The following is a 14,995-nucleotide window of genomic DNA, read 5'->3' on the forward strand; positions in this document are numbered from 1 at the left end:
GTGAAGTGGCTTAATCCAGGTATAACTCCCTCCCTGGGCCCCACCGGCTTGCCAGTGGTCCATCAGAAAGAGCTTTGACGCGCACAAAATACCTTCTTCCGGGAATCAGGCGCAAGGCCGCCGTGGTATCTGCAACGTTTGCCTCCTTTATGATGTTGTTGAAAGCGGGCTCCTCGGCCAGCTGGAGTCGGTAATCTTTGGCGGTATCCACCTTTTCCCAGAATACCCGCACCTGGCTGTCAATGTAGTTGATGCTGATGATCCGGACCGGCGGCAGGGTACCGTTCACCACCAGCGTTCGTGTTGACGATGTGGCCACCGAATTGCCACCGGCTTCACTCACCACACGCCAGAAATACTGGCCCGGGCTCAATGGCCGGGCGGGCAGCGCGCGATTATCCGGTGCCCACTCGCTGGCTGTGATCAGCCGCTGGAACTCTTCGTCCTCTGCGATTTCAACCCGGGCGACTTCGTTGGTCCCGTTCAGCTGCCAGAGAAATTCAGGCATATCGTCATTTACGCCTTCACCTTCTTCGGGCGAAATAAGATCTGGTGTACGTGCCTGCAGATCTACCTCGACTGATGCAACTGCTGGCATGCCAATAATGCCATGTTGATCAAGCGCGGCCAGCTGAATCTCGTAGCGGCCGTTGTCGAGCTGGCTGATGTCAAAGCGTGCCTCTGCGGTATCTTTGCTTTGAAGCCAAGCGCCACCGTCTTCCTCAAAGATATTGACCCGATATCGGTTGGCACCGTTTGGCTGCCAGCTGAGTTCCGCCGGCAGCCGTTTGAGCACCGGTGCGATCGGGTTAAGCCCCGGGGCTGGTGGCAGTCGGCGAATGCTCATGGGCTCGGAACCTGAGGTAGACACGCTGGCGCCGAAACCGGCCGGTACCCGGCGGGTCTGACCTGGCTGGCCAAAGTCGACAACGCCTTCGGTGACCTGAACGCTGCTGCCGTTGGCCGAGGTCTGCATGGAGAATACGGTGCCGCGCACGGCAGCCACTGCCGACGGGGTCTCTATTTCAAACCTTGAGCCATCCTCCATTACCGGTTTGATGCGGGTGTGTACTTCGCCACGCTGAAGCCTCAAGCGAGTGTCGGCCATGCCGGCTTTACCGTATTGGGTAAGCTGGTTGAAGATCAATCGGGAGTTGGGTGACATACGAAGCTCCGAGCCATCCGCCAAAACGATGGTGGCGGTGCCAGCCGCAGAGATCACTTCATCACCAACCCGAATGATCGAGTTTTCGGTCAGCGGAGATTTCTGGCCACTGTTGCCGGACACATGGAGTACGTTGCCACTGACAGAGCTGGCGGTGGCAGGTTTTGGCTGGCGCTTGAGCCAGCTCAGTGGAATGCGAATCTGCTCACCACCAGACAAGGTGGCATCGCCGGTAAGATTGTTGTGCTGCACAAGTTGGTTCAGGTTGATGCGATCGGTTAGCAGCATCTGGGCGATGTCGGTGAGGGTTTCACCGGAACGCAGCGTGTAAATCCATTCCGGGGCGCTCGAAGTTTGTTGGGGCTGCGCGGAAGCGGACCCTCTTGCCACAGAGATATCGGCGCAAACCACGCCTGACAAAAAGCTGAGGGCCAGCAGCAGGAGCCATCCCGCTGCACCACGGCGGTTGAGCTCAAGCATTGGCTGCGCGATCTTCGTTGGTCTCGGTTGTTTCATTGGCTCTGATGGCTTCCAGGCGATAGCCGCGCTGATAAATGGTCTTGATCCGGAAACCGTTCTCGGGATTGACGCCCAGTCGGCGTCGTAATCGGCTCATGTGGGTGTCTACCGTTCGGGTATTGATGTCCCGTGCCAGCCCCCAGACACGTTCAAGCAACATTTCTCTGGTCAGCAGGCGGCCCTGGTTCTGGAAGAGAAACAACGTCAGATCAAAGTCCTTGTCAGTCAAGGTCAAGAGTTCACCGTGCAGCAAGATGACTCGCTGGCGGGTGTTCACCTCGAATGGGCCATACACCAGCACCTCTTTGTCGCTGTCTGGATTGCTCCGGCGGGCCAGGGCGTGAATTCTGGCAATCAGTTCGGCTGCCCGGGCAGGCTTTGACAGGTAGTCATCGGCGCCGGCATCGAGTGCGCATACAATATCGACTTCGCTGTCCCGTTGGGTCAGGAAGACGGCAGGTATCGACCAGTTCAGCTGAGACCGCACGTTTTTCAGCACGTCAATGCCGGTCATGTCCGGTATTTGCCAGTCCAGAATGATCAGATCGTAACTGCGGTGCAGCACCGCTCCAAGAAACGATTGTCCGGTAGCAAAGCTGTCACAGTCGTGACCTTTCTCGGCCAGAATGGCCTGTATGTGTTGCGCTTGTTCATGTTCATCTTCAAGCAGAGCAATGCGCATTAATCCTGGCCCTCAATGGTGTTGACCGGTTTGGTTTGCCTGTCCGCAACGTGGTATCGGACCACGATGCAGTATTTCGTAATTGTCCCAAAAAATGAGCTTGTATTCAGTAGTGTTATGTAGAGTTCCGTAACGGCAGCGCAGGTTTACCATCAACGTCATTGACCGTTTGACGGCAGGTGGGGAAATTACTGCAGCCCCAGAACCAGCCTTTTTTGCTTTGCCGCCTGACCAACGGCGAAAAACAGTGCGGGCAGGGGATGGGTTTTTGCCCGGTTCCGTCCTCAGGCTGGCTGTCTTCTAGGGGGCGGGTGCCCTTGCAGTTCGGGTAACGGGTACAGGCGAAGAAACGACCGAATTTACCCTCCCTCGCGACCATGGGTGCCCGACATTTCGGGCAGTGAACGCTGCTTTCGCTGACGCTGTCACTGGCGCTATGCCCTTTTGTGGCAGGGGATGGCGCGCGGTTGATCACTTCCCGGATTTCACCCTTCAAGGCTTCAAGGAACAGCCTTGGGTCATCTTCACCGCGCCGGATGCCTTCCAGTGTGGCTTCCCAGACTGCCGTCCGGTCGGGTGTGCGGATGCTGTCCGGCAGCGCTGCGATCAGGGCTTTGCCTTTATCGGTGGCGCGGATGTGGCGCCTGTCCCGGTATAGATAATCGCGCCGGAACAGGATATCGATGATCGCGGCACGAGTGGCCTCGGTGCCCAGGCCGTCGGTGTCCCGCAGAGTTTTGCGCAGCTCCGGCGCCGAGACAAAGCGGGCAATGTTGGTCATTGCCGACAACAGAGTGGAGTCGGTAAAATGTTGCGGTGGCTGGGTTTTGCGTTCTTTTATCTCAGCGCTGCGGCAGGTGACCGGCTCGCGTTTTTCCAGTCGCGGTAGCGGTGGCTTCTCCGCTTCGCTCTTGCCCTCTTTGAGTTTCAGCTCCAGAGCTCTCCAGCCCGGGGTCAGGATGGCGGTCTCGGTGGCCCGGAACAGATGTTCCTGAACCTTGACCGTAAGTTTGCCCTCACGGTGCACAGCATCGCCGGCAAACTGCATCAGGTAGTAGCGACTGATCAGGCTATAGATCTTCTGTTCAGCCGCAGACAGCTTGCCGCTGGGCTTGAGGCGCACGGTCGGAACGATGGCGTGATGTGCATCGACTTGCTTGTCATTCCAGGCGGCAGAGCGACGGCTGATATCCAGCTGGCCGGTAAAGGCTTCCAGTTCGCCGGAGACCCGGCCAATGGCGCGGATCACCTGTTCCCGCTGGTGGAAATGCTCCTCCGGCAGGTAGCGGCAGTCAGAGCGCGGGTAGGTGATCAGCTGGTGCCGCTCATACAGATTCTGGGCGGTGTCGAGAACGTCTTTTGCGCCCATCCGAAACAGTCGGCCTGCTTCAATCTGCAGGGCGGATAACGATAGCGGCAGCGGCGGTGGCTCGGGCCGGTCCCGAAAGCGGGATTCGGTGATGGTGCCGGGGCGGCCGTTAACCTCATGAACAATCTGCTCGGCAATGTCCCGGCTGAGCAGGCGGTTTTCCTCGTCGACGTGGTCCTGGAATCCATCACCTGGCAGCCATCGGGCGGTGAAGGGGCTCTGGTCGGTCTCGTCTTCGCTGGCCTGGAACTGGCCTTCAATGCGGAACCAGGGCTTGGCTTTGAAGTCTTCGATGGTGTTGTCGCGCTCGACCACCAGGCCGAGCACCGGAGTTTGCACTCGGCCGACCGAGTACACGCCCTGTTCACCCTGCTGCTGGTAAACAAGGGTGTAGAACCGGGTGAGGTTGATGCCGTAGAGCCAGTCTGCCCGTTGCCGGGCCAGGGCGGAGTGGGACAACCGCCGGAATTCTTTGTTGTCTCTCGGAGCCTGAATGGCGCGGGCGACGGCCTTGGGCGTGAGGTCGTTGATGAGAATGCGTTTGACCGGCGCCTGGGTGCCGACGAACTTCAGGACTTCGTCCACCAATAGCTGGCCTTCGCGATCGGGGTCGCCGGCGTGGGTGATCAGGGTGGCCTGGCGGATCAGGGATTCCAGCACGCTGAGCTGTTGTTTAACGCTGTCTTTGGGGGTGAGCTGCCAGGGGTCCGGGAACATGGGGAGGTCTTCCTGGCGCCATTTTTTCCAGGCCTGGTTGTAGCGGGCGGGCTCGGCCGGCTCCAGCAGGTGGCCGATGCACCAGCTGACGGTAACGGCGTCTTTGCCTTGGCCGCAGCGGATCCAGCCCTGGCCCTTTTGATGGGGCTCGGGGAGGGCGGCGGCGATGGCTCTGGCCAGGCTCGGTTTTTCAGCGATGTACAGGTGCATGGCTACAGGGTGTTCTTTGAATGGCATCGGAATGTGGCGGTTTGGCTGTTTTCTGTCAACCCTCTGTTCGGGATTCCGCGGTTTTGTGTAGTAGACTGGTTGTGCCGGGGGAGGCGGCTGTGAAGGAGGCCTTCCCAAAAGACGCCGTGGACCCATCCATGGGGGCTTGGTGTTGCCATCCCTGGCAACACACACTTTTGGGAAGGCCTCCTCCACATCCGCTTTCGAATGCCGTGCAATTCGCCGCGATTCTTGCCGGCGGTTATTCAGGGAGTCGGAGCAGAGCTGTTATGAAAATCCAGAATGCCATTGAAACTAAACTGAAGAGTGCCTTCGATGCCCAGGTGCTGTCGGTGGAGAACGAGAGCCACATGCACTCGGTGCCGCCGAATTCGGAAACCCACTTCAAGGTGACGATTGTGTCATCGGGTTTTGCGGGGCAGATGAAGGTGAAGCGGCACCAGGCGATATACGCGGTGCTGGCGGAGGAGTTGGCGGGGCCGGTGCATGCGTTGGCGTTGCATTTGTACACGCCGGAGGAGTGGTCGGCCAGTGGCCAGGCAGCGCCTGAATCACCGAATTGTAAGGGTGGCTCCAAAGGGGATGCCGCCATGGCCGCTAAACTGGAACAGGGAGCCAATAGATGAGTCAGTTTTTTCAGGTTCACCCGGAGAATCCTCAAAAGCGGCTGATTAATCAGGCCGTTGAGGTACTGCGCAAGGGTGGGGTGATTGCCTATCCGACGGATTCCGGTTATGCCCTGGGGTGTCACCTGGGCGACAAACCGGCGGCGGATAAGATCAAGCGGATTCGTAAGCTGGATGACAAGCATAACTTTACCCTGGTGTGCCGGGATTTGTCGGACATCGGCGTGTACGCCAAGGTTGATAACACTCAGTATCGTTTGCTGAAGACGTTTACGCCGGGGCCTTACACGTTCATTTTGCCGGCCACCAGTGAAGTGCCGCGTCGGTTGATGCACCCCAAGCGTCGGTCGATCGGGGTTCGGGTGCCGGATAACCAGATTGTGCGGGATTTGCTGGGCGAATTGGGCGAGCCGATCATGAGCAGCACGCTGATCCTGCCGGGTGAAACCGAGCCGATGACCGATCCCTACGACATTCGGGATACGCTCGAGCATGAGTTGGAGCTGATTATTGATGGCGGGTTTTGTGGCATGGAAGCGACCACGGTGGTGGATTTCACCGGCGATGCGCCGGAGGTGATCCGGGTTGGTCAGGGCGATCCTGCGCCTTTCCAGGTCTAGCGTTATCGACTGGCCCGGGGATCAGGCCCGGGCGTTCAGGCTGAAGGCGTAGCGTGGCGAGTTGATGCTCTCGGGCTGGCTGGTGCCAGCGCTGCGCTTGAGGCTGTCGTAGCGGTGAATCACATCCTGCAAGCCGTTAAACTGCTGGTTTTCGCTGACCAGGGAATCCAGCAGTGAATTACTCACGCCGTAGGCCTGGTTCAGTTTCAGCGCATTGTCCATGAAGTGCAGGGTTGGCTCGGTCACACTCAGGCGGCTGAAAGCATCTCTGAAACCGCGATTGTTGTTCAGATCTTTTTCGATTTTGTCCCGCAGTTCATCCGGTATTTTTCCCTCAACCACGGCACTGCTGCCTTCGCCTTTGCCAACGCTGAGGGCGGTGGCGGGATGCAGGTTGTATTCGGCAAGTTTGTGCCGGAGCGTTTCCCTTACGAATGACAGGTCCTGCGCGACGGTCTGCTTGTATTGGCCCAGCGGCAGTTGGCGGGTTTTCAGGCTGCCGGAATCACCTTCGGGTTGGCCTGAGGGGGTAAAGCGGTCATCACCGGGGCTACCGGCGGCTTCGGGGATCTTTGCTTCGGCGGTCTGACCGTCATTCGGTTTGGCCGCCGGTGCCTGGCGGTTGTCCATGGCTTGCTGAAAACGTGCGCTGGCCTGTATCAGTGATGTCAGCAACGACATGGTGGGTTCCCTCTGGGCGGAAATGATCTGCCGGAATTTCGTTGAAAATGTGTCTTGGAAAGTATCAAGCAGATTTCGGGCCAGATTGCTGATTTCTGGGTCAGGCGGTGGTGCCAGTCAAATGTAAAACGTTGCAACGAGTGTCATAGTGATGCTGGTCGACTGATCTGTGTCATTAAAAAATTGACTGATATCTATAAAGTTATCCGCCAGGCCGCCGTCATATTCTATGGTTGCACAGTTGCTCTTCCATCGCCGGGGTACCATGAAAAAACACTACTCGATTCGATTCCTCCTGCTTGCAGCATTGGCTGTGGCCTTTTCCGTGATTCTTGTGTTTACCGTTATTTACAGCGCTCAAACCCAGCGGGCACACCTTGAAGAGTACAGTCACAAGTACGTAGATGGCCTGGCCAAATCCTATTTCGACGGCCTGAACACGATGATGGTCACGGGCACCATCAATAACCGGGAAGTGCTGCGTGATCGGGCCCGGGCTTCCGAGGATGTGCTGGACATCCGGGTGGTGCGCAGTGATCAGCTGAACGCCATGTATGGCGCCGGCAATGCCGAAGAGCAGCGCCGCGAGCCCGAAGATCTGAAAGCGTTACGCGGCGAACGTATTGAGCAGTATTCCGAGAATGCGCGGGGGCGGGTGTACACCCTGATTGAACCGGTGGTGGCACAAGCTGATTATCAAGGCGTCAATTGTCTGGGCTGCCACCAGGCTCAGGAAGGCGATATCCTGGGCGCCATTCGTGTGGATTATTCTCTTGCTCAGAGTGACTCCCGTCTGCAGCAGCAGTTGTTGGTCGGTGGTGGCGTTCAGATTGTGATTTTTGTCGTTATTTTCTTCCTCACGGCGATGGTGCTTGGCAAGCTGGTGTTCTCCCGATTGCGCCGTTTGCACGATCGCATGGATGAGATTTCCCGGAATTCTGATTTGTCGATTGAGCTGGATGTTTCCCGTAACGACGAGATTGGCTCTTTGTCTCGCGCCTTCAACCGGATGGTGTCGAAGATCCGGGACAGCATGCATACGGTGATGGACAACGCTGCGCAGGTTGAAACCGCTGCACGCGCCATTGCTAACAAGGCAGAGACCACCGAGCGCGAAGTGCTTGCCCAGAAAGACAACACCGATCAGGTGGCCAGTGCCACCACTGAAATGGCCGCCTCGGCGGTTCAGGTTCGGGAAAATGCCGTCACCACGGCCCGTAAATCCGCCGATACCGCGCAAGCGGCAGAAGCTGGCGAAAAGCTGGCGCGCAACGCGGTTCAGGGTATCGAATCATTGAATACCGAAGTCCAGAGTGGCGCCCGGCGAATTGAACAACTGGATCAGCGCACCACGGAAATGGCTGCACGGCTGGAGCTGATCTCCGAGATCGCCGACCAGACTAACCTGCTGGCGCTAAACGCCGCCATCGAAGCGGCCCGGGCCGGTGAGCAAGGGCGTGGTTTCTCAGTAGTTGCCGATGAGGTGAGGGCGCTGGCGTCTCGCACCCAGGTGTCCACAGAAGAAATCCGCCAGACCATTCAGGGTCTCAAGCAGGAAGTGGTGGAGTGTGTGGGCACCATGCGCCACGCCTCGGAAATGGCTCAACATCAGGTGGACGCGATCCTGAAAGTGGAGAGCGAGCTGCAGACCATTGCCAGTGCGGTGCGTGAAATTACCGGCCTGAATGAAGAAATGGAAAGCGCCGCCAACGAGCAGAGCGACGTGTCAGAATCGATCAATCACAACGTGATTGAAATCAGCCGTTCGGCGGAGCAGACCTCCAGTGACGCCCAGGAAACCGCCCGCATTGCCGGGGACCTGCTGGCCATGGCGGAAACCCTGCGCAAGACCATCGAGCAGTTCCGCTTGTCGCAGAACGGGTAGTCCAGGAAGAGACAGCGCCGGGGTGGTTAACCCCGGTGGTCTGAGACAAACGGATTGGTGGCTTTTTCCCGACCGAAAGTGGACATGGGGCCGTGGCCACAGATGAAACTGACGTCGTCGCCCAGCGGGAACAGCTTTTCCCGGATCGAACGGATCAACGTATTGTGGTCGCCTTTCGGGAAATCGGTGCGGCCGATGGAGCCGTTGAAAAGCACATCGCCCACCTGGGCCAGCCGGGATTCGCGGTGAAAGAACACCACATGTCCCGGGGTGTGGCCGGGAGTGTGCAGCACTTCCAGAGTTTCATTGCCCACCGTCACTGTGTCGCCATCTTCGAGCCAGCGGTCCGGCGTAAACACCTCCGGGGCGGTAAAGCCGAACATCTGCGCCTGCATGGCCAATCCCTGAATCCAGAAGTTATCCTCCTTATGGGGCCCTTCGATGGGAATGCCCGCGGACCGTGCCAGCTCGGCGGTGCCGCCGGCGTGGTCAATGTGGGCGTGGGTCAGCAGAATTTTCTCGACAGTGACGCCCTCGGCAGCAATGGCGGCACGAATTTTGTCAAGATCGCCGCCGGGGTCGATAACCGCGGCTTTGCGGGTCTGGTCGCACCAGATCAGCGTGCAGTTCTGTTGAAACGGCGTGACAGGAATAATTTTATACTTCAGTGACATAGTGTTCCAGTTTGGTGAGATTTGATCTTGCGATAAAGCGCATCTGAATAGTAGTAGACTGATAATACCAAGCTCTGAGCAGGCGAGCCATTGAACGACTACCTCCAGAAGATCCTCAAGGGCCAGGCCATCAACTACGAGGCCTTTTTGAAGAAGCTGCCGGAAGCTTTTAGACGGCGGCACCGGGACCTGTTTTCGACTGAAAAAGTAGCTGCAAATCGTTGGCGCGTAACGGTTCTGAATACATCGATGTTTGATGAGTTGCAGCGGCACGTAGCGACGCCGGTTAGCCGGGTAGACGCCGCAAGGAAAGGTAATTCACACCGCCATGGCACAGAGGTGAGCTTTCTGCTGGTCTATCATGGGGGGCTGGCCTCTGATCGGCCGGATTCGGTAGTGATTGCTGGGGATTTGGTGGATTTGGGTTTTCGGCCTGCTACCTCTGTGCTGGTGGTGGAGAACGAACGTAACTTCTTCCACTATCGCCAAATGCTGGCCTTTGTCGCTGAATGTCTCAATGAGCCTCTGGAATTGGCCAGCTGCGATGTGATCCTCGGAGGCGGCAACCGCATTACCCAGTCGTCGGTGTTGAACTGGCTGGCCGGTTACCAGCGGGTGTTCTGCGCCTTTGATTACGATGCCGGCGGCCTGCAGATGTTTGCTACCATAGCCGGCAAACTGGGTGACCGGGCGCAGTTTGTACAGCCCACAGACTGGCAGCCCTGGCTGGCGCAGTTCCGCATGGCACCCAAAACCACGGAACGGTTTACAAAAGCCGTTGCGATGGCGGAAGATCTCGGCTTTATCCCCCTGGCGCAGGCCTTCCGGGCCACCGGCAAGTTTATGGAACAGGAGATGATTCTGAATGACTGATTCTCAGGCGAGCCCAAACGCTTTCACCTTTGGCATTCGCCGCCTGGTGTTGGTGGATTCCGCCGGCTTTTGCTACGTGGAGATCCCAGTGAACAACCACGGCCTGATTCTGGGGCCGGGTAACCTGGGCAAATCCAGCTTGCTGAATTCCCTGCGCCTGTTCCTGTTGCCGGAGAACAACTTCAAGAACAGTCGTAAGAAATTCGCTTTCCGTAACGCCAGCGCGGGCAGTTTTTACACCAACGAAGAAAGCTACCAGCATTACTTTCCCAGCCAGTTCAGTTTCCTGATCGTGGAGGCAGAAAACCCCGCCGGTGTGCACTGCCAGATTCTGTACCGGGACAGCGCCAGCCAGCTGAGTTATGGCCGCGCCTTTGTGCCGGTGAACTATGACCAGCTGCGGCCCCTGTTCTGGAACGGCGATGACGAAGACGGCATCGGTCAGGCCGTGCCGGAACTGTCGTTCAGCCGGTTGTCCGACGCCCTGAAAAAACGGTCGAAAGACACCCGGTTTGTCAGCGACCCCGCCAAACTCAGGACCATGCTCTACAACAGTGAGCTGATGAACGCCGACGCCGTGCGCTATTCGGTGCTGCCGCTGGGGGAATCGGATGAGCGCCGGGTGCAGTCGTTGCGCACCCTGATTCTGCTGCTGTTTGAGATGAAGGCCGACGATCAGGCCATGGCGAACGCGGTGGCCAGCATTATTGAAGCGGACAAGAAGTTCGCCGATGACGCCTTTGATTTCAACATCGACGAGTTCCTCAATCGCCACGAACAGCTCAAAGAGCAGCAGGCCCAGCTGAACCGGATTGAAAAAGAACGGCCCCGGTTTGACAAGCTCAATGGCGATTACCAGAAGTACCTGACTCTGCTGCGCAGTCAGCACGACTTTGCCGCCTTCCGCGAGGGCCTGAGTGATGCCCTGCAGGACATTGCCCGGCAGCGGCGCACGGCGGTGGATGCCTACACCGAGCACAACGACATCCTCAAGCAGGTTGTGCAAACCCTGAAGAAGCTGGAGCAGGACAGCAGCAGCCTGACCGGCGAGATCCGCGCCGCAGACCGCAACCTGAAACGGGCCGAGCAGGATCAGAAAAACGGCGATCTGTTGACGGCTCAGTACGGCGATATGACCCTTCAGGAAATCGGCGACATCCTGCAGGAAGATCGTGAGGGCAAGCAGAGCCACCTGAATGCCCTGAAAAGCGCCGCCCAGGCCGAGATCCGGCTGGCGCAACTGGACAAGAACCGCCAGGAGCTAGAGCGCCGCCTGGCCGGACTGGCGGACCGGGAAAGCAAACAGCAGTGGCAGCTGCAGAACCAGCTGGATGAAGCTGTGGCCGCCCCGCTGCGAGCGCTGGACCCCCGTTTGATGATGGCCAGTCCGGGCCAGACCCTGGACGGCGACAGCAAAGCGGCTATCACCGCCTTCGCCCGACTGTTTGTGCCGGCATCGGCCGGCTTCGACTGGTTTGATATGGAATACCCTGGCCAATCGGCCCGGCAGGAAGATTTTTCCGAGCTGCGCCGGCGCCTGCAGGGTGAGCTTAACGGCCTGGAGAAAGAACGCGCGGAGCTGGTGGATACCGCCGATAAGGAGCAGGACCGACCGCGCCTGATCGAGCGCACCGAGAAAGAAGTCCGGGCCATCGAGAAAGAACAGGACACCCTGGCCCGCTACCCGGGTGCGGCCACCACGCTGCGTGACGCCACCGAGGAAAAGGCAGCCGCAGAAGAAGCGCTGGCCAAACTGCAAGAGCAGTCCCGCCTCGAGCAGGAGAAGTTCGACGCCGTCCAGCAAAAAGCCGCGAACGCCCGTGCCGAGAAAGACCGGATTGAGGAACGCGAAAAAGAGCTGGCGCAACTGAGCCGCAGCGTGGGCACCGTGGAGCACCGTTTCCAGCACCTGAAAACCCTGCAGTCTGAGCAGCCGTTGGCGATCGACCAGATATCCGCCACCGCCTTTGAGGAGCTGCAGAAACAGCTGGACGACATGGAGGAGTTGCGCCGCAGCATTCTCGACCACCTGCGCCAGTTTGTGTACCAGGGGGTTTACGAAGACACCGACGGTGAACTGCAAAAAGACAGCCCGGCGGCGTCGGTGATTCGCGATACCTTCAAGAATCTGGCCGACCTGTTTGCCGGGCTGACCGAGCGCTGGCAGGTGCACCACGAGCAGATCGAGATTCACAACGAAACCGTGGCCAGCTACCGCCAGGCCCTGACCTCCAATCACGAGTTCATCAGCCGGTTTGAGGCTCAGCTCAACCGGGAACTGGAAGGGGTGCAGATCAACGATCTGGTGGAAATCCGGGTGGATATCCACACCGACCCGAAATTCCGCAATCTGGTGGAAGAAGCCACAAACATCGACCCGTATGGCAATCAGTTGCAATCCGATGCCTTCTACGACCGGCTGCGGGTGTTTGTGGCCGATTTCTTCGGAGAGCAGGGCGGCAGCAAGCGCCTGACCATGGACAAGGTGATCACCGGCATTTCCTACCGCACCCGCAAAGAGAACGCTACCGGTCTGGACAAGAAAGGCCAGTCCACCTCGACCACCGCGCTGATCAATCTTGAGCTGGTGTACCGGTTGCTGAACCGGGTGCTGTACCCCGGCATCCGGTTGTCCTTCCCGCTGGTGTTGGATGAGCTGGCCAGCGTCGATGTCAGCCAGATGCCGTCGTTGCTGGAACGCCTGAGGAAGCAGGGCTTCAACCTGTTTTCCGCCGCCACCCACAGCGCCAGTGCCGAAGTGATTTACCTGATCGGCCGTCATCTGGAAGTGGGGCAGATGCGCACGTCCAGGCCCTACAGTCCCCAGCGCACGCTGGTGTTCTGGGGCGGTGCGGAAGGTTTCACCGGGGGTGAGCACCTGAGCCACTGGGCCGATCACACCCAGAACAGTCTGCTGGAGCTGGCGGATGAGTAAACGCTTCAGCACGCTGGACACCACCCGCCTGCTGTTCGAACACCCGAAAATCCTGTTCCGTCTGATCGAACGCATGGACCGGAACGAGACCCGCTACCTGCGCGAAAGCGATCTGGTGGCGGAGGTGATGGACTACACCCGCACCCTGGGCAAGGCCGATCGGGACCGGGTACGCCTGGCACTGAACAGCGACAATCTGTTCCGCACCGGCCTGGTGATCGATATCATCAAGGCCGAGGGCGAACGCCGGCTGGTGCTGCAGGACGCGCTGATTAACTTGATGCGCGCCTGCAACGCGTCCTTGTATCAGGAACTCACCGACGCCCGCTTGCGGGGCCATCTGGTGACACTACGGGATGTGCGCAACCGGCTGGAGCTGAGCAGCTTCAGCGAGGCCGACCCGGATTTCACCGAACTGCGCGACGATCTGAACGAGCGGGTCAGCCAGCTGATCGGTCTGCTGCGCCAGAACGTGCTGCGCATGCAGACCATCAGTGCCCAGCTGGCGGAACTGTCGGGCGATGCCAGCCGGGCGCCGGAGAGTTACCTGGAATTTCGGCACACCCTGTTCGAGCAGATCGTGACGCTGTACGATCGCCACATCAAGCCGACCCTGGTGTTTCTGAACCCGGACACCCGCCTGCCCGACGGCAGTAACCTGTTTGAAACCCTGGAGGCGATGGTGCGCCTGCTGGAAAACAGCGGTGATCACAGCCTGGCCGATCAGCTGTTCCGGTCCGCGTTAAGCCTGAACGCCTTGCACAAACCCATTCAGGCGGTTGCGCAGGAAGTCGAGCATTTTCTGCGCAAGACTCGCCGGGGCATGGTGCAGTACAACGCCATGGAACATTTCTACCACAAGCTGCGGGAGCTCAAGGGCGAAACTGAAACCCTGAGCCTGCGCCGGAAATGGCTGGAAGGTAGCGCGTTTGCCCGCAGTACTGGATTTCTGTTGGGCCTGCGCGGCCAGCAACGGCCCAAGCATTACGCCTTCGGCGCCTCCGCCAGCTATTACCAGCTGCTGTTCAGCGAACTGGACCTGCGCCTGGCCGATCTGCGCCGCAAAAGCGAAGTGCCGGCCCTGCAGGAAGTGGCGGGCGCCGGTCGTAACAGCCGGATCGACGTGCAGCGCATCAACCAGCTGTATCAATGGCTGGAAAGCCTGGAACTGCGGCCCACCGCGGACTTGGTGCGCGAACTCCATGGCCGGCTGGAGGGCTTTATCCCCGGCTATCGTTTTCCGGACCTGCTGGCGGCCCTGAACCGGCTGGTGAACACACCACCGGAAGGCTTCCAGGTGATCACCACCAACCGCTTCCGGACGCTTGAAACCGAGCAGTCACCGGACCTCAGCGGCGAGCAGTTTGTTTACCGGAAACGCCGCCTGGAACCACAGACAGAGAACGCCCATGACTGACCAGACTCTCACGCCGGCCGAGCAGCGGCCCAGCCCGTTCGACGACATACTGCCGACCCACAGTGCCGCCATCTACCGGGAGTTTCAGGCCGGCAGGGTGATCGTTCGGGATTTGTGGGACAGCCATCGCTCCGAACTTATGGCCAATCCGCTGTACAACCTGCTGTACAACCATTTATCCCACTTCAGAACCTTCTATGAGCATCTCGGCAGCGAGCTGGTGTTCAGTGAGAACGGCGCTTTCTTTTTCCTGAAAGAAAGCAGCGATGACGAAAGTGAAGAGCACGATGAAAACGCCTTCCGGGTGCAGGTGGTGCTGTTGCTGATTGGCCGCTATTTTGCCCGCAGCGGTCGCGATCTGGATTATCTGGGCCGGCCCGATGCCGGCTTGAACGAGCAGGATCTGGCCGCGATGGCCGCCGATGAGGAGTATCAGGACATTCTTCGGGCGGCCCGGTTCGACAAAGGTCTGGCCGAGGCGCTGGAGTACCTGGACAAGCGTAACCTGGCGTTCCGGGCCGGCGCCGGGCACTACTTCCTCAGCAGCGCCGGCATGTATTTTCTGGAGCAGTTGGTGCAGGAGTATGAACAGGCCTGATTC

Annotated in this window: 12 protein-coding genes; 7 read left to right on the plus strand and 5 right to left on the minus strand. The window is 58.9% G+C overall.

All coding sequences use genetic code 11. From position 1 onward, the window contains the following. Positions 1-10: 10 nt before the first annotated feature. The 3 genes from C7H08_RS12060 to C7H08_RS12070 all read right to left on the minus strand — a co-directional run bounded on the left by C7H08_RS12060 (position 11) and on the right by C7H08_RS12070 (position 4,662). Positions 11-1,645, minus strand: coding sequence for a FecR domain-containing protein (locus C7H08_RS12060; protein WP_106672188.1), 1,635 nt, complete (start codon positions 1,643-1,645; stop codon positions 11-13). Next, positions 1,638-2,366: a response regulator transcription factor gene (locus C7H08_RS12065; protein WP_106672191.1), complete on the minus strand. Its 729-nt coding sequence runs from the start codon at positions 2,364-2,366 to the stop codon at positions 1,638-1,640. The genes C7H08_RS12060 and C7H08_RS12065 overlap by 8 nt, the downstream gene beginning before the upstream one ends. Before the next feature lie 115 nt (positions 2,367-2,481). Continuing rightward, a complete protein-coding gene (locus tag C7H08_RS12070) occupies positions 2,482-4,662 on the minus strand; it encodes a DNA topoisomerase III (RefSeq protein WP_106672193.1) in 2,181 nt (726 codons plus the stop codon). A gap of 290 nt (positions 4,663-4,952) precedes the next feature. On the opposite strand from C7H08_RS12070, the gene C7H08_RS12075 reads away from it, so the two are divergent. Further along, a complete protein-coding gene (locus tag C7H08_RS12075; RefSeq protein WP_106672196.1) occupies positions 4,953-5,309 on the plus strand; it encodes a BolA family protein in 357 nt (118 codons plus the stop codon). Further along, on the plus strand, positions 5,306-5,929 hold the full coding sequence (locus tag C7H08_RS12080; protein WP_106672198.1) for an L-threonylcarbamoyladenylate synthase: 624 nt from the start codon (positions 5,306-5,308) through the stop codon (positions 5,927-5,929). Before C7H08_RS12075 ends, C7H08_RS12080 begins: the two co-directional genes overlap by 4 nt. Before the next feature lie 21 nt (positions 5,930-5,950). On the opposite strand, the gene C7H08_RS12085 is transcribed toward C7H08_RS12080, so the two are convergent. Continuing rightward, positions 5,951-6,610: a hypothetical protein gene (locus C7H08_RS12085; protein WP_106672201.1), complete on the minus strand. Its 660-nt coding sequence runs from the start codon at positions 6,608-6,610 to the stop codon at positions 5,951-5,953. 265 nt (positions 6,611-6,875) lie between these two features. On the opposite strand from C7H08_RS12085, the gene C7H08_RS12090 reads away from it, so the two are divergent. Beyond that, a complete protein-coding gene (locus C7H08_RS12090; RefSeq protein WP_106672203.1) occupies positions 6,876-8,495 on the plus strand; it encodes a methyl-accepting chemotaxis protein in 1,620 nt (539 codons plus the stop codon). 26 nt (positions 8,496-8,521) lie between these two features. Here C7H08_RS12090 and C7H08_RS12095 read toward each other — a convergent pair whose 3' ends face one another. Further along, the gene (locus C7H08_RS12095; RefSeq protein WP_106672205.1) at positions 8,522-9,169 is read right to left on the minus strand and encodes an MBL fold metallo-hydrolase; all 648 of its coding nucleotides are present in this window, start codon (positions 9,167-9,169) and stop codon (positions 8,522-8,524) included. A 90-nt stretch (positions 9,170-9,259) separates the two neighbouring features. Between C7H08_RS12095 and C7H08_RS12100 the strand changes: the two genes are divergently transcribed. Genes C7H08_RS12100 through C7H08_RS12115 form a run of 4 tightly spaced genes read left to right on the plus strand, consistent with a single transcriptional unit; the run spans position 9,260 to position 14,992 of the window. Continuing rightward, entirely contained in the window at positions 9,260-10,042 is a 783-nt protein-coding gene (locus tag C7H08_RS12100) for a hypothetical protein (protein ID WP_106672207.1), read from the plus strand. Further along, positions 10,035-12,977 carry a coiled-coil domain-containing protein gene (locus C7H08_RS12105; protein WP_106672209.1) on the plus strand — a complete coding sequence of 981 codons (2,943 nt, stop codon included), beginning with the start codon at positions 10,035-10,037 and terminating at the stop codon, positions 12,975-12,977. The genes C7H08_RS12100 and C7H08_RS12105 overlap by 8 nt, the downstream gene beginning before the upstream one ends. Beyond that, entirely contained in the window at positions 12,970-14,394 is a 1,425-nt protein-coding gene (locus C7H08_RS12110) for a hypothetical protein (RefSeq protein ID WP_106672211.1), read from the plus strand. Before C7H08_RS12105 ends, C7H08_RS12110 begins: the two co-directional genes overlap by 8 nt. Then, positions 14,387-14,992 (plus strand): condensin complex protein MksE, encoded by a 606-nt coding sequence (locus C7H08_RS12115; protein WP_106672213.1) that lies wholly within the window; start codon positions 14,387-14,389, stop codon positions 14,990-14,992. Before C7H08_RS12110 ends, C7H08_RS12115 begins: the two co-directional genes overlap by 8 nt. The last annotated feature ends 3 nt before the right edge of the window (positions 14,993-14,995 follow it).

Source organism: Marinobacter halophilus (assembly GCF_003007685.1).
Classification (GTDB): domain Bacteria; phylum Pseudomonadota; class Gammaproteobacteria; order Pseudomonadales; family Oleiphilaceae; genus Marinobacter; species Marinobacter halophilus.

Excerpts from the sequence above, each read along its gene's own strand:
- C7H08_RS12070 (WP_106672193.1), bottom strand. The coding sequence starts at position 4,662 with ATGCACCTGTACATCGCTGAAAAACCGAGCCTGGCCAGAGCCATCGCC.
- C7H08_RS12075 (WP_106672196.1), top strand. The coding sequence starts at position 4,953 with ATGAAAATCCAGAATGCCATTGAAACTAAACTGAAGAGTGCCTTCGAT.
- C7H08_RS12090 (WP_106672203.1), top strand. The coding sequence starts at position 6,876 with ATGAAAAAACACTACTCGATTCGATTCCTCCTGCTTGCAGCATTGGCT.
- C7H08_RS12080 (WP_106672198.1), top strand. The coding sequence starts at position 5,306 with ATGAGTCAGTTTTTTCAGGTTCACCCGGAGAATCCTCAAAAGCGGCTG.
- C7H08_RS12095 (WP_106672205.1), bottom strand. The coding sequence starts at position 9,169 with ATGTCACTGAAGTATAAAATTATTCCTGTCACGCCGTTTCAACAGAAC.
- C7H08_RS12110 (WP_106672211.1), top strand. The coding sequence starts at position 12,970 with ATGAGTAAACGCTTCAGCACGCTGGACACCACCCGCCTGCTGTTCGAA.
- C7H08_RS12085 (WP_106672201.1), bottom strand. The coding sequence starts at position 6,610 with ATGTCGTTGCTGACATCACTGATACAGGCCAGCGCACGTTTTCAGCAA.
- C7H08_RS12060 (WP_106672188.1), bottom strand. The coding sequence starts at position 1,645 with ATGCTTGAGCTCAACCGCCGTGGTGCAGCGGGATGGCTCCTGCTGCTG.
- C7H08_RS12115 (WP_106672213.1), top strand. The coding sequence starts at position 14,387 with ATGACTGACCAGACTCTCACGCCGGCCGAGCAGCGGCCCAGCCCGTTC.
- C7H08_RS12105 (WP_106672209.1), top strand. The coding sequence starts at position 10,035 with ATGACTGATTCTCAGGCGAGCCCAAACGCTTTCACCTTTGGCATTCGC.
- C7H08_RS12065 (WP_106672191.1), bottom strand. The coding sequence starts at position 2,366 with ATGCGCATTGCTCTGCTTGAAGATGAACATGAACAAGCGCAACACATA.